This is a genomic window from Streptomyces sp. CNH189, assembly GCF_000527195.1.
In genome coordinates this window covers 1-13,315 of record NZ_AZUS01000016.1, presented here as the reverse complement: position 1 = coordinate 13,315, position 13,315 = coordinate 1, and the positions used below count along the sequence as shown (strand labels likewise).

13 protein-coding genes are annotated in these 13,315 nt (G+C 72.3%); 10 read left to right on the top strand and 3 right to left on the bottom strand.

Translation table 11 applies throughout. The annotated features are described in order from the left end of the window. Nucleotides 1-13 precede the first annotated feature (13 nt). On the bottom strand, nt 14-397 hold the full coding sequence (locus B100_RS0121400) for a metallopeptidase family protein (protein ID WP_024886454.1): 384 nt from the start codon (nt 395-397) through the stop codon (nt 14-16). A 352-nt stretch (nt 398-749) separates the two neighbouring features. On the opposite strand from B100_RS0121400, the gene B100_RS0121395 reads away from it, so the two are divergent. From B100_RS0121395 to B100_RS0121355, 9 genes are all read left to right on the top strand, one after another. Continuing rightward, nucleotides 750-1,169 (top strand): DUF3499 domain-containing protein, encoded by a 420-nt coding sequence (locus B100_RS0121395; RefSeq protein WP_024886453.1) that lies wholly within the window; start codon nt 750-752, stop codon nt 1,167-1,169. 153 nt (nt 1,170-1,322) lie between these two features. Next, a complete protein-coding gene (locus tag B100_RS0121390; protein ID WP_024886452.1) occupies nt 1,323-2,939 on the top strand; it encodes an L-lactate permease in 1,617 nt (538 codons plus the stop codon). A gap of 131 nt (nt 2,940-3,070) precedes the next feature. Next, nucleotides 3,071-4,435 carry a phosphomannomutase/phosphoglucomutase gene (locus tag B100_RS0121385; protein WP_024886451.1) on the top strand — a complete coding sequence of 455 codons (1,365 nt, stop codon included), beginning with the start codon at nt 3,071-3,073 and terminating at the stop codon, nt 4,433-4,435. A gap of 137 nt (nt 4,436-4,572) precedes the next feature. Further along, complete coding sequence (locus B100_RS35760; protein ID WP_078541071.1) at nt 4,573-4,743, top strand: Trm112 family protein; 171 nt, start codon at nt 4,573-4,575, stop codon at nt 4,741-4,743. Between the two features lie 66 nt (nt 4,744-4,809). Further along, the gene (locus tag B100_RS0121375) at nt 4,810-5,940 is read left to right on the top strand and encodes an SIS domain-containing protein (protein ID WP_024886450.1); all 1,131 of its coding nucleotides are present in this window, start codon (nt 4,810-4,812) and stop codon (nt 5,938-5,940) included. Between the two features lie 85 nt (nt 5,941-6,025). Next, nucleotides 6,026-7,177 carry a mannose-6-phosphate isomerase, class I gene (gene manA, locus B100_RS0121370; RefSeq protein ID WP_024886449.1) on the top strand — a complete coding sequence of 384 codons (1,152 nt, stop codon included), beginning with the start codon at nt 6,026-6,028 and terminating at the stop codon, nt 7,175-7,177. A 143-nt stretch (nt 7,178-7,320) separates the two neighbouring features. Then, complete coding sequence (locus B100_RS0121365; RefSeq protein ID WP_024886448.1) at nt 7,321-8,301, top strand: cation diffusion facilitator family transporter; 981 nt, start codon at nt 7,321-7,323, stop codon at nt 8,299-8,301. Between the two features lie 298 nt (nt 8,302-8,599). Next, a complete protein-coding gene (ahcY, locus tag B100_RS0121360; RefSeq protein WP_024886447.1) occupies nt 8,600-10,057 on the top strand; it encodes an adenosylhomocysteinase in 1,458 nt (485 codons plus the stop codon). A 109-nt stretch (nt 10,058-10,166) separates the two neighbouring features. Then, nucleotides 10,167-10,781, top strand: coding sequence for a hypothetical protein (locus tag B100_RS0121355; RefSeq protein ID WP_024886446.1), 615 nt, complete (start codon nt 10,167-10,169; stop codon nt 10,779-10,781). A gap of 22 nt (nt 10,782-10,803) precedes the next feature. Here B100_RS0121355 and B100_RS0121350 read toward each other — a convergent pair whose 3' ends face one another. Continuing rightward, nucleotides 10,804-11,736 carry an RDD family protein gene (locus B100_RS0121350; protein WP_024886445.1) on the bottom strand — a complete coding sequence of 311 codons (933 nt, stop codon included), beginning with the start codon at nt 11,734-11,736 and terminating at the stop codon, nt 10,804-10,806. A 145-nt stretch (nt 11,737-11,881) separates the two neighbouring features. Between B100_RS0121350 and B100_RS0121345 the strand changes: the two genes are divergently transcribed. Further along, complete coding sequence (locus tag B100_RS0121345) at nt 11,882-12,889, top strand: stage II sporulation protein M (RefSeq protein WP_024886444.1); 1,008 nt, start codon at nt 11,882-11,884, stop codon at nt 12,887-12,889. Nucleotides 12,890-13,089: 200 nt separating this feature from the next. Here the strand turns inward: B100_RS0121345 and B100_RS37675 are convergent. Further along, nucleotides 13,090-13,315: hypothetical protein (locus tag B100_RS37675; protein ID WP_486585673.1), on the bottom strand; the 226-nt coding region annotated here is incomplete at its 5' end.

Here is a 13,315-nt window from a genome sequence, read left to right as displayed (position 1 = left end):
GGTGGGGGTGCCCTCAGTCCTCCCCGTACCGGGGGTCGACCGTCTCGGGGGTGAGTCCCAACAGGTCGGCGACCTGCTCGACCACGACCTCGTGGACGAGCGCCGCCCGCTCGTCACGGCCCTTGGAGCGGATCTCGACCGGCCGCCGGTAGATCACCACGCGCGCCGGGCGTCCCTCGCGCGCGGTCACCGTCCCGCCGAGCGGGACCGTCTCGTCGCTCCAGCCCGCGCCTGCCGCGCCGTCCACCCGGGGCACGTCCAGCACCAGGAAATCGATGTCGGCGAGCTGCGGCCAGCGCCGCTCCAGCCGCTCCACCGAGTCCTGCACCAGATCCGCGAACGTCTCCGCCCGGCTGGCGGCCAGCGGAACCTGGGGAGGCGCGATCGGGCCGCGCATGCCCCGGCCGTGTCGATCACGGCGTCGGGGCCCGGGGCCTGCTGGGCGAGGGGTTACGGGGCTGTCCATCACAGCGAAGGGTAGTCGCCGTGTCGCCGCCCCGCCCGACGCCCACACGCCTTCCGGCCGACCCGCACGCCATGTCACAACATGACCATTCCAGCCAAGCTTGGGCTCGATTCCATATCTCTCCGGGACCGATGACCTCTAGGCATTTGACGGTGTTTGTGCCAACTGGTGACCGCAATCAGAACCGTCTGGGCGTCTGCGGCCCGCCGTCCGGGCAGGTCACAGACGTGTGCCCAAAGGGGTATGTGGGGCGTTTCACACCCCGACACGGGGGAGTGACCTGGTGGAGAGTCGTCGCGGCCCGCTCAAGAGTGCGGTACCGTCCAACGTCGTGAGCCCTGTACGTCGCTGTTCGCGCACCGCCTGCGGCCGTCCCGCCGTCGCGACGCTGACGTACGTCTACGCCGACTCGACCGCGGTCCTCGGCCCGCTCGCCACCTACGCCGAACCCCACTGCTACGACCTGTGCGCCGAGCACTCCGAGCGGCTCACCGCGCCGCGTGGCTGGGAGGTCGTCCGCCTGCTCGACGGGTCCGCCCCGGCGCAGCCCAGCGGGGACGACCTGGAAGCGCTTGCCAACGCCGTGCGCGAGGCGGCCCGCCCTCAGGAGCGGGCGGCCGGGGCCGGCGGCGCGCGTGGCGCGGACCCGATGGAGGTCGCGCGCCGCGGTCACCTGCGGGTCCTGCGCTCCCCGGACAACTGACACCACGCGCCCCGCGCGGCGCGTCACCGTCCGCGGGCCTCCGTCGTCACATCCCTTCACCGCACACCCATTGACGCCTCCTTGTCGCGGACACGACCATTCCGGTGACCCCGCGAGAAATCGCTTTCGCATGGCGGAATCCGGGAGGCGCACGTGTACGTCCAGGAACTGGAACCCGTCGCAGGATCGCTCGGCCTCTCCGCGCTCGTTGCGGCCCTGCCCCTGGTGACCGTGCTGGTGCTGCTCGGTGGCGTCCGCCTGAAGGCCCATCTCGCGGGCCTGACCGGCCTGGCGGTGGCCGTCGCCGTGGCCTGGCTGGCGTACGGCATGCCGCTGGACCAGACGCTCTCCAGCGGCGTCCAGGGAGCCGTCTTCGGGCTCTTCCCCATCATGTGGATCGTCGTCAACGCCCTGTGGATCTACCGGATGACCGTCCGCACCCGCCACTTCGACATCCTGCGCCGCTCCTTCGGCCGCCTCTCCGACGACCCCCGCATCCAGGCCCTCGTCATCGCGTTCTGTTTCGGCGCCCTGCTGGAGGCCCTGGCGGGGTTCGGCGCCCCCGTCGCCATCTCCGCGGTGATGTTGGTCGCCCTCGGTTTCGACCCCGTACGCGCCGCCGTGGTCGCGCTGGTCGCCAACACCGCGCCGGTGGCGTTCGGCGCGATGGGCACGCCGGTGGTCACGCTCGCCCAGGTGACCGGGCTGCCGCTGGACTCCGTGGCGTCCGTGGTGGGCCGTCAGACCCCGCTGCTGGCCCTCGTGGTGCCGCTGGTGCTGGTCTGGCTGGTCGACGGCCGGCGCGGACTGCGCGAGACGTGGGTACCGGCCCTGGTCTGCGGCGTGGCGTTCGCCGTGGCGCAGTTCGCCGCGTCGAACTACGTCTCCGCCCAGCTCGCCGACATCGGCGCCGCGCTGGCCGGGGCCGGCGCCCTGATGGCCGTCCCCCGCGCCCGCGTCCCCGCCGCCGAGTCCGTACGGACCTCGGTGCTGACCGGCACCCGCAGCGAGGAACTGGACGCGGAGGACCCGCGCGGGGAGGTGCTGCGGGCCTACGCCCCCTACGCGCTGATCGTCGCGATCTTCGCCGTGGCGCAGATCCCCGTGGTGAAGGACTGGCTGGCCGGCGCCACGCAGACCTACGACTGGCCCTTCCTGGACGTCGCAGGACCGGACGGCGAGCCCGTCGGCGGCAACATGTTCAGCCTGCCCGTCGTCTCCACCGGCGGGACGCTCGTGCTGTTCGCCGGACTGGCCACCGCGGCGGTCCTCAAGGTGCCCGCGCGCGTGGCGGTCAGGGAGTGGCTGGCGACCGTGCGCGAACTGCGGTTCGCCCTCCTCACGGTGACCAGCGTCCTCGCCCTCGCCTACGTCATGAACCTCTCCGGCCAGGCCGCGACCATCGGCCACTTCGTCGCGGCGGCCGGGGCGGGGCTCGCCTTCCTCTCCCCGGTGCTGGGCTGGTTCGGCGTCGCCGTGTCCGGCTCGGACACCTCCTCCAACGCCCTCTTCGGCGCCCTCCAGGTCACCGCCGCCCAGCAGTCCGGCCTGTCGCCCGACCTGCTCGCCGCCGCCAACAGCTCCGGCGGCGTGCTCGGCAAGATGATCTCGCCGCAGAACCTCACCATCGCCTGCGCGGCCGTCGGACTGGCGGGCCGCGAGGGCGACCTGCTGCGCAAGGTGCTGCCCTGGAGCCTCGGCCTGCTGCTCGTGATGTGCCTGATCGTGGTGGGCCAGAGCACGGCGGTGCTCGGCTGGATGCTGCCCTGACCGGACCGGAGGACGGGTTGTCCACAGGTACCGGCGGGCCGTTTGTCCACAGGTCCGCCGGGCACCGCGCCGGAGCGTCACGGCCTGCGGGTAGTTTGTGGTGACCGACAGGACCTCCGGAAGGGCTGGCCGTGGCTGCTGATCTCTCGCAGATCGTGAAGGCGTACGACGTGCGCGGGGTCGTCCCCGACCAGTGGGACGAGTCGCTCGCCGAGCTCTTCGGCGCCGCCTTCGTCCGGGTGACCGCCGCGACCGCCGTCGTCACCGGCCACGACATGCGCCCCTCGTCCCCCGGACTGTCGGCCGCCTTCGCCCGCGGAGCGGCGGCCCAGGGTGCGGACGTGACCGAGATCGGCCTGTGCTCCACCGACCAGCTGTACTACGCCTCGGGCGCACTGGACCTGCCCGGCGCGATGTTCACCGCCTCGCACAACCCGGCGCGGTACAACGGCATCAAGCTGTGCCGCGCGGGAGCCGCACCGGTCGGCCAGGACACCGGCCTCGCGGACATCCGGGCCCTCGTCGAGGAGTGGAGCGACGCGGGCGCCCCCACGCCGGCCCCCGGCACCGGGAAGGTCACCCGGCGCGACACCCTCGACGACTACGCGGCCCACCTGCGCTCGCTCGTCGACCTCACCGGCATCCGCCCCCTCAAAGTCGTCGTCGACGCGGGCAACGGCATGGGAGGGCACACCGTCCCCACCGTTTTCGCCGGACTGCCGCTGACCCTCGTCCCGATGTACTTCGAGCTCGACGGCACCTTCCCCAACCACGAGGCCAACCCGCTCGACCCGGCCAACCTCGTCGACCTGCGGAAGCGGGTCCGCGAGGAGGGCGCCGACCTCGGCCTGGCCTTCGACGGCGACGCCGACCGCTGCTTCGTCGTGGACGAGCGCGGCGAACCGGTCTCCCCCTCCGCCGTCACCGCCCTGGTCGCCTCCCGCGAACTGGCGCGCAACGGCGGCAAGGGCACCGTCATCCACAACCTGATCACCTCCTGGTCCGTCCCCGAGGTCGTCCGGGAGAACGGCGGCACCCCCGAGCGCACCAGGGTGGGCCACTCCTTCATCAAGGCCGAAATGGCCAGGACCGGCGCGATCTTCGGCGGCGAGCACTCCGCCCACTACTACTTCCGCGACTTCTGGAACGCCGACACGGGCATGCTGGCCGCCCTGCACGTCCTCGCCGCGCTCGGCGAGCAGCAGGGCACGCTGTCCGCGCTGGTCGACCGGTACGACCGCTACGCCGGCTCCGGCGAGATCAACTCCACCGTCGACGACCAGGCCGCCCGGATCGCCGCGATCAGGGCCGCCTACGAGGGCCGCGAGGGCATCACCCTCGACGAACTGGACGGCCTCACCGTCACCGCCGCCGACTGGTGGTTCAACGTCCGCCCCAGCAACACCGAACCGCTGCTGCGGCTGAACGCCGAGGCCCGGGACGAGGCCACGATGACCCGCGTCCGGGACGAGGCCCTCTCTCTGATCAGGGCGTAGTCCCCCGCACCGCCGACGGTCACGGCAGCGGGACCGCAGGCGCGCGGAGGACCTCCGCGGCGGTCCGCCCCGGACCCGCCGCGCGACCCCCCACCAGCGGTACCCTGACCAGCACATCCACCAGCGAAGGGACCCTCATGCCTCTCGAAGCCGGCCTTCTGGAGATCCTGGCCTGCCCGGCCTGCCACTCCCCCCTCGAGGAGCAGGACACCGAGCTGGTCTGCACCGGCCAGGATTGCGGTCTGGCCTACCCCGTCCGCGACGGCATCCCCGTCCTCCTCGTCGACGAGGCCCGCCGCCCGGCATAACCGGAGCCGCACGCCCCGGAGCATCCCGCGTACCGCCGACGCCCCGCCGATCGGAGCCTGCCGCCCATGCTCGACGAATCGCTGCTCGACTCACCGGAGGGCCTCGCCGAGGCCGACCACCGCGCACTGCTCCGCGGCGCCGCCGAGGCCGGCGCCCGCGTCCGCACCGCGGCACGCCACGCCGCCGAGGCGGGCGTGGGCAACCTGAAGCCCGACGGCCGCCCCCGCGCCGTGCTGATCGCCGGTCCCGGCGCCGCCGCCACCCAGGCCGCCGACCTGCTCGGCACCCTGGCCGGCGCCGGCAGCCCGGTCACCCGCCTCGCGCCCACCGGCGTCGCGCCCGCCGCCGGCGCCCTGCGCTGGGAACTGCCGGGCTGGGCCGGGTCGGTGGACCTGCTCCTGATCGCCACCCCGGACGGCACCGAACCGGGCCTGTCCCTGCTCTCCGAGCAGGCGTACCGCCGGGGCCTCACCGTCGTCGCCGTCGCCCCCTCCGGCACCCCGCTCGCCGAGGAGGCAGGCGGCAACCACGGCCTGTTCGTCCCCATGGCGACCGCGCCCTACGACCACGACGAACCCCTCGCCGCCTCCGCACCCGGAGTGCTGTGGGCGCTCCTCACGCCGCTGCTCGCCCTGCTGGACCGCACCGGACTGCTCAGCGCGCCGCCGGAGGCCCTGGAGAAGGTCGCCGACCGCCTCGACGCCGTCGCCGAGCGCTGCGGCCCGGCCGTCGCCACGTACAGCAACGCGGCCAAGACCCTCGCCGCCGAACTCGCCGAGTCCCTGCCCGTCGTGTGGACCGAGGGCGTCTCCGCAGGCCCGGCCGGCCGGCGTTTCGCCGCCGCGCTCGCCGAGCTGTCCGGCACGCCCGCCGTGGTCGCCGAACTGCCCGAGGCCCTCGCCGCGCACAGCGCCCTGCTCGCCGGCCCGCTCGCCGCCGGCGCCGACCCGGACGACTTCTTCCGCGACCGCGTGGAGGAGGCACCCGCCCTGCACGCGCGCGTCGTGCTGCTCCGCGACCGGCCCCTCGGCGGCCTCACCGCCGCCCCCGCCGCCCGCGAGCTGGCCCTCACCCACGACACGCCGATCAGCGAGCTGGAACCGGAGGAGGGCGGCGAACTGGAGACCCTCGCGGAACTGATCGCCGTCACGGATTTCGCCGCCGTCTACCTCGCGCTCGCCTCGGCACCCCGCTGATGCCCGAGGCTGGCTGACCTCCCCGCGCGGGCGCCCGGCCCCGCGCGCCCGCACGAGAACCGGCAGAAGGAACGCAGAGAGCCCCATGGACCGCCTCGACAACACCGTCCGCCCCTACGCCTGGGGTTCCCCCACCGCCATCCCGCGGCTGCTCGGCACCGAACCGACCGGCGAACCGCAGGCGGAGATGTGGATGGGCGCCCACCCCGGCGCACCCTCGCGCACCGGCCGGGGCACCCTCGTCGAGGTCATCGACGCCGCCCCGGAGCGGGAGCTCGGCCCGGCCGCGGTCGCCAAGTTCGGACCCCGCCTGCCGTTCCTGCTCAAACTCCTCGCCGCGGGCTCCCCGCTGTCCCTCCAGGTCCACCCCGACCTGGCCCAGGCGCGCGCCGGTTATGAGGACGAGGAGCGCCGAGGCGTCCCCGTCAGTGCCCCGCACCGCAACTACAAGGATGCCAACCACAAGCCCGAACTGGTCTGCGCCCTCACCGAGTTCGACGGCCTGTGCGGCTTCCGCGACCCGCTGCACGCCGCCGAACTTCTCGACGGGCTCGGCGTGGACTCCCTCAAGCCGTACGTCGACCTGCTGCACGCCCGCCCCGAGGAGGCGGCGCTGCGCGAGGTGCTCACCGCCGTCCTCACCGCCGACCGCGAGGAGATGGCCCGCACCGTCACGGAGGCGGCCGCCGCCTGCGACCGCCTCGGCGGCGCCTACGCGCCCTACGCCGGCATCGCCCACCACTACCCCGGCGACCCCGGCGTCATCGCCGCGATGCTCCTCAACCACGTCCGGCTGCAGCCCGGTGAGGCGATGTTCCTGGGCGCCGGCGTCCCGCACGCCTACCTCGACGGCCTCGGCGTCGAGATCATGGCCAACTCCGACAACGTCCTGCGCTGCGGCCTCACCCCCAAGCACGTCGACGTCCCCGAACTGCTGCGCATCGTCCGCTTCGAGGCCACCGACCCCGCGGTGCTGCGCCCGGAGGCCGGCCCGGACGACGAGGAGGTCTACGAGACCCCCACCGACGAGTTCCGGCTCTCCCGCTACGTCCTGCCCGAGAGCGGCACCACCCACGACCTCACCCTCGCCACCCCGCAGATCCTGCTCTGCACCGCCGGCTCCGTACGGGCCGGAGAGCACGACCTGACGCCGGGCCACTCCGTCTTCGTCCCCGCGAGTGAGAAGGCCGAGGTGTCGGGTACCGGAACGGTCTTCCGGGCCACGGTCGTCGTCTGACCGGCGGGTGACCACGACCTGACGCGCCGTCGCCGGACGGGGCTGCAACAATGGCCCACCGTCACAGCACGGACAACGTTCCGACGGGCGTGCGCGCACGCCCGTCAGGACGCCCACGGCACACGAAGGGACAACGCGGACACATGAGCGCGTCAGGCGGTACCAAGGCGATCGTGGCGGCACTCGCCGCCAACCTCGCGATCGCGGTAGCGAAGTTCGTGGCGTTCCTCTTCAGCGGCTCCTCGTCGATGCTCGCCGAGTCCGTCCACTCGGTCGCCGACTCCGGGAACCAGGCCCTGCTGCTCGTCGGCGGCAAGAAGGCCCAGCGCAAGGCCACCCCGGAACACCCCTTCGGCTACGGCCGCGAGCGCTACATCTACGCCTTCCTCGTCTCCATCGTGCTCTTCTCGGTCGGTGGCATGTTCGCCGTCTACGAGGGCTACGAGAAGATCAAGCACCCGCACGAGCTGGAGCACTGGTACTGGCCGGTCGGCGTGCTGGTCTTCGCGATCATCGCCGAGGGCTTCTCCTTCCGCACCGCCATCAAGGAGTCCAACTCCCTGCGCGGGGGCCGCTCCTGGAAGGAGTTCGTCCGCCACGCCAAGGCGCCCGAGCTGCCGGTCGTCCTGCTGGAGGACCTCGGTGCGCTCGTCGGTCTGATCCTCGCCCTCGGCGGTGTCGGCCTGACCCTCGCCACCGGCGACGGCGTCTGGGACGGCATCGGCACCCTCTGCATCGGCGTCCTGCTCATCCTGATCGCCCTGGTGCTCGCCGCCGAGACCAAGTCCCTGCTGCTCGGTGAGTCCGCGGGCGCCGAGGAGACCCGGAAGATCGAGGCCGCCGTCGTCGACGGCGACACCGTCACCCGCATCATCCACATGCGCACCCTGCACCTCGGCCCCGAGGAGCTGCTGGTCGCCGCCAAGATCGCGGTGCGGCACGACGAGACCGCCACCGAGGTGGCCGCCGCCATCAACGCCGCCGAGTCGCGCATCCGCGAGGCCGTGCCGATCGCCCGAGTGATCTACCTCGAGCCGGACATCTACAGCGAGGCCGAGGCCGCCAAGGGCCCCGACCCCGAGGCCACCCCCGGCGGCCCCACCCAGGTGGACCCTGACCACTAGCGACCGCACACCACCGTCAGGCCGTTCCGGGACAGCCCCGCGCTTCCCAGAACGGCCTGATGTGTGCGCGGCCGGACTGGGGGCCGCCGGGTGGGTCGGTGTAGCTTGGGACGGAGCCAGACGTCGCTGCTGATGGCGGTCGGGCGGTCCCCCGCGGACCGGCCGAGGGAGAGAGGGCCTCCGACGGACTGCGCTGCGCGTACGCGGGCATGCCTGTGCCCTCCTCGGGCACCCCTGTGTCCGCCGCCGCGCAGACCAGCCGTACCCACCTCGACCCAACCCCGAGGAGCAGCTCGCAATGACGACTGTCGACAACCGACAGGACTTCAAGGTCGCCGACCTCTCCCTGGCCGAGTTCGGCCGCAAGGAGATCACCCTCGCCGAGCACGAGATGCCCGGCCTGATGGCGATCCGCAAGGAGTACGCCGACGCCCAGCCCCTCGCCGGGGCCCGCGTCACCGGCTCCCTGCACATGACCGTGCAGACCGCCGTCCTCATCGAGACCCTGGTCGCCCTCGGCGCCGAGGTCCGCTGGGCGTCCTGCAACATCTTCTCCACCCAGGACCACGCCGCGGCCGCCATCGCCGTCGGCCCGGACGGCACGCCCGACAACCCGCAGGGCATCCCGGTCTTCGCCTGGAAGGGCGAGACCCTGGAGGAGTACTGGTGGTGCACCGAGCAGGCGCTGACCTGGCCGGACAGCCCCACCGGCGGCCCGAACATGATCCTCGACGACGGCGGTGACGCCACCCTCCTCGTCCACAAGGGCGTCGAGTACGAGAAGGACGGCAAGGCCCCGTCCCCCGACACCGCCGAGTCGGACGAGCACCGGGTCATCCTCGAACTGCTCAACCGCACCCTGAGCGAGAACCCGCAGAAGTGGACCCAGCTCTCCTCCGAGATCCGCGGCGTGACGGAGGAGACCACGACGGGTGTGCACCGCCTGTACGAGATGCAGCGCGAGGGCACCCTGTTGTTCCCGGCGATCAACGTCAACGACGCCGTGACGAAGTCGAAGTTCGACAACAAGTACGGCTGCCGGCACTCGCTGGTGGACGGCATCAACCGGGCCACGGACGTGCTGATCGGCGGCAAGACCGCGGTCGTGTGCGGCTACGGCGACGTCGGCAAGGGCTGCGCGGAGTCGCTGCGCGGCCAGGGCGCCCGCGTGATCGTGACCGAGATCGACCCGATCTGCGCGCTGCAGGCGGCGATGGACGGCTACCAGGTCACGACGCTGGACGAGGTCGTCGACAGGGCCGACATCTTCATCACCACGACCGGCAACAAGGACATCATCATGGCCTCGGACATGGCCAAGATGAAGCACCAGGCGATCGTCGGCAACATCGGTCACTTCGACAACGAGATCGACATGGCCGGCCTCGCCAAGGTCCCCGGCATCGTCAAGGACGAGATCAAGCCGCAGGTCCACACCTGGACCTTCCCCGACGGCAAGAAGATCATCGTCCTGTCCGAGGGCCGTCTGCTGAACCTGGGCAACGCCACCGGCCACCCGTCGTTCGTGATGTCCAACTCCTTCGCGGACCAGACCCTGGCCCAGATCGAGCTGTTCACCAAGCCCGACGAGTACCCGACCGGCGTCTACGTGCTGCCCAAGCACCTCGACGAGAAGGTCGCCCGTCTCCACCTGGACGCCCTCGGCGTCAAGCTGACGACGCTGCGCCCCGAGCAGGCCGACTACATCGGTGTGAAGGTCGACGGCCCGTTCAAGCCCGACCACTACCGCTACTGAGCCGGCGCTCCCGACCGAGCCCCGAGGCAGGCCCCCGCACCCCCGTGCCGGGGGCCTGCCCCGTTGGCGGACCGGCGACCGGCCCAGCCCCTCACGACCCAGGACCCCCATGCCCCGCGGCCGCTATTCGCTCCACGATCCGCACGATCACACCCCCCTCGCCGAAGAGCACTTCCAGTGCGCCCCCAGCACCTCCGGCTGGCGCTACGTCTCCCAGCTCACCGCCCCCGACGGCGACCACCTGGGCTCGGTCGACCTGACCCTCGACACCCTCGGCCGGCCGCTCCGCCTGGAGCTCCACGCGTCGAGCTGGCAGGTCCGCGGCGCCGCCCTCGACGGCGTCACCTGGGTCCGTACCGACCCCACCGGAACCCACGCCACCGAAGGCAATGTGCGCGCCCACGCCTTCACCGGCTCGTCCCCCGCCTTCCTCGTCGCCACCGCCCGTCTCCTGCGCCTCACCCCCTCCGCCGCGGCCACCCGCGTACGCCTCGTCGCCTTCACCGATCCGGTCCTCGCTCCCCGCACCGTGGACCAGTCCTGGGCGTTGGCCGACAGAGAAACACACGCCACTGACAACGGCCCCCTGACGGTGGACACGTACCAGGTCACCGCCCTGGACACCGGCGAGCAGCACACCGTGCACCTCGCCGGCGACGTGGTGCTGGCAGCCCCCGGCATCGAACTCGAGGACCTCGAATCACCCCCGTCGGACCTCGGCTGACGGCACCGGCCGGAGGCGATGCCTACGCCGGCGGCACGAACCCCGTCGACGGCCCGTCGGCCCGCGCCGGCCCGCCCGACGAGGCCGCCTCCGGCCCCTCCGGCGGCACGACCGGCCGGACCACCGGGGCCGCGGCGACGGCGGGACCCGCGGGGGAGGACGGCACCGGCGGCCCCGCGCCCGGGGCAGACACGGGAGCGACGGCACCGCCGCCGAAGGCTCGCTGCGCCTCCCGCGTCTGCCGTTCGTGCAGCATCGCCGCCAGATACATCGCGGGTGGCAGCCCGGGCGGCACCGGCGCCCCGGTGCGTCCCGCCACGTCGGCCGCCAGCCGCTCCGCCATCGACCAGCCGACCTGCGGGTCGAGCTGCCGGATCCGCGTGAGGTACTGACGGACGGCGAGCCACAGACCGTCCGGTACCGCCGACAGGTCGAGCTCGGCGAAGCGGCCCGCGAGCCACGGCGGAGGCGGCGGCACGTAGCCGCCCGGCCCGGCCGGCACCCGCTCCCGCACCACCAGGGTTCCGGCGAACACGTCACCCAGACGGCGGCCGCGTGCCGACACCAGCGAGGCGACGCAGGCCACCACCCCGAACGTCATCAGGATCTCGATCACCCCGAGCAGCCCGCGCACAAGCGCGTGCCGGAACCGGATCGGCCCCCCGTCGTCCCGCACCACCCGCAGCCCGCACGCCATCTTCCCGAGCGACCGCCCGTGGCTCAGCGTCTCGACCAGGATCGGCCCGCCCACCAGCACCAGGACGAACGTCGCGATCGTCACCGCCGTCTGCGCCGCCCGGTCCAGCGAGGCCGTCGCCGCCACCAGAACAAGGGTCACCCCGACGTACGCGGCCACGGCCGCCGCCAGATCGAGCAGCACGGCCAGCCCCCTGCTGGGCAGCTTCGCGGGGCGCAGCTCCAACGCCACCGCCTCGCCCGTCACCAGCTCACTCACGCCCGCCGCCTTCCCTGGTCTGCCCTGGACACCGCCAGTCTGCCAAGCTGATGGCACCTCGCACCGCAGTACGAGCAGCGAATAGTCAGCTTGTCCTTCCCCCTCCGCCCGACCGCCGACGATCAGCCGAGGAGCAGGCACACCGATGGACCTCGACGTCTTCGTCTCCGCCCACCGTGCGGAGTGGGACCGCCTCGAAGCCCTGCTCAGGCGCCGGCGCCGCCTGACCGGCGCGGAGGCGGACGAACTCGTCGTCCTCTACCAGCGCGCCGCCACCCATCTCTCCCTCATCCGCTCGGCCGCGCCCGACCCCCAGCTGACCGGCCGGCTCAGCCAACTGGTGGCCCGGGCCCGCAGCGCCGTGACCGGCACCCGCCAGGCGTCCTGGCGCGACGTCACGCGCTTCCTGACCCACGGATTCCCCGCGGCCGTCTACCGCGCGCGTCACTGGTGGGTGCCGACGGCACTCCTCTCCACGGCCGTGGCGGCACTGCTCGGCTGGTGGATAGGCACCCACCCGGAGGTCCAGGCCTCGATAGCGGCGCCCGCGGAACTCCGCGAGATGACCCGCCCCGGCGGCCAGTACGAGACGTACTACTCGAGCAACCCGGCGACCTCCTTCGCCGCCCAGGTGTGGACGAACAACGCGTGGGCCGCGGCACTGTGCCTGATTCTCGGCGTGTTCCTGGGGCTGCCGGTCCTGTGGATCCTCTTCCAGAACATGCTCAACCTGGGTGTGGGCTTCGGCCTGATGTCCTCCGCCGGGCGCCTCGACACGTTCCTCGGCCTGGTCCTCCCGCACGGCCTGCTGGAACTGACCGCGGTCTTTGTCGCCGCCGGCACGGGCCTGCGTCTGGGCTGGACCGTGATCGACCCCGGCCCCCGCACGCGGCGCACCGCGCTCGCGGAAGAGGGGCGCGCCGCCCTCGCCATGGCGATCGGGCTGGCCCTGGTGCTCTTCGTGTCCGGGGCCATCGAAGGCTTCGTCACCCCGTCGGGCCTGCCCACCTGGGCCCGCATCACCATCGGTGTCGTCGCCGAGTTGGCCTTCCTCGCGTACGTCTACGTCCTGGGCTCCCGCGCCGTCCGATCCGGTGAGACGGGCGACCTTGACGCATCCGAGCGCAGTGCCGGCGTGCCCACCGCCGCCTGATGTGCGAAGGGCCCCGCGGAGCTGCTAGTGTCCTCTTCGCCCCACAGGAGCCGTTGACGCGGAGCCGGTGGGGAGGTAGATTAGAACAGTTGCCTGCAGATGGGTTCTGCCCCGGAAGGCTACGGTGAACATCTACTGGCTTCTCGCTGGGACTCAGATTCCGCGGAAGCACCCCCGATAAGTCGGAAAACGAAGGCCGGTCAATCCGCCCCGAAACTTCTGATAAAGTCGGAACCGCCGGAAAGGGAAAGCGCGAAAGCGCCGGCCTGGAAAGCACCGAGGAAATCGGATCGAAAAGATCTGATAGAGTCGGAAACGCAAGACCGAAGGGAAGCGCCCGGAGGAAAGCCCGAGAGGGTGAGTACAAAGGAAGCGTCCGTTCCTTGAGAACTCAACAGCGTGCCAAAAGTCAACGCCAGATATGTT

Bases quoted from the DNA above. Each gene is read 5' to 3' on its own strand.
- B100_RS0121355 (WP_024886446.1), top strand. From the start codon at position 10,167: ATGCCCCGCGGCCGCTATTCGCTCCACGATCCGCACGATCACACCCCC.
- B100_RS0121400 (WP_024886454.1), bottom strand. From the start codon at position 397: ATGCGCGGCCCGATCGCGCCTCCCCAGGTTCCGCTGGCCGCCAGCCGG.
- B100_RS0121345 (WP_024886444.1), top strand. From the start codon at position 11,882: ATGGACCTCGACGTCTTCGTCTCCGCCCACCGTGCGGAGTGGGACCGC.
- B100_RS0121375 (WP_024886450.1), top strand. From the start codon at position 4,810: ATGCTCGACGAATCGCTGCTCGACTCACCGGAGGGCCTCGCCGAGGCC.
- ahcY (WP_024886447.1), top strand. From the start codon at position 8,600: ATGACGACTGTCGACAACCGACAGGACTTCAAGGTCGCCGACCTCTCC.
- B100_RS35760 (WP_078541071.1), top strand. From the start codon at position 4,573: ATGCCTCTCGAAGCCGGCCTTCTGGAGATCCTGGCCTGCCCGGCCTGC.
- B100_RS0121365 (WP_024886448.1), top strand. From the start codon at position 7,321: ATGAGCGCGTCAGGCGGTACCAAGGCGATCGTGGCGGCACTCGCCGCC.
- manA (WP_024886449.1), top strand. From the start codon at position 6,026: ATGGACCGCCTCGACAACACCGTCCGCCCCTACGCCTGGGGTTCCCCC.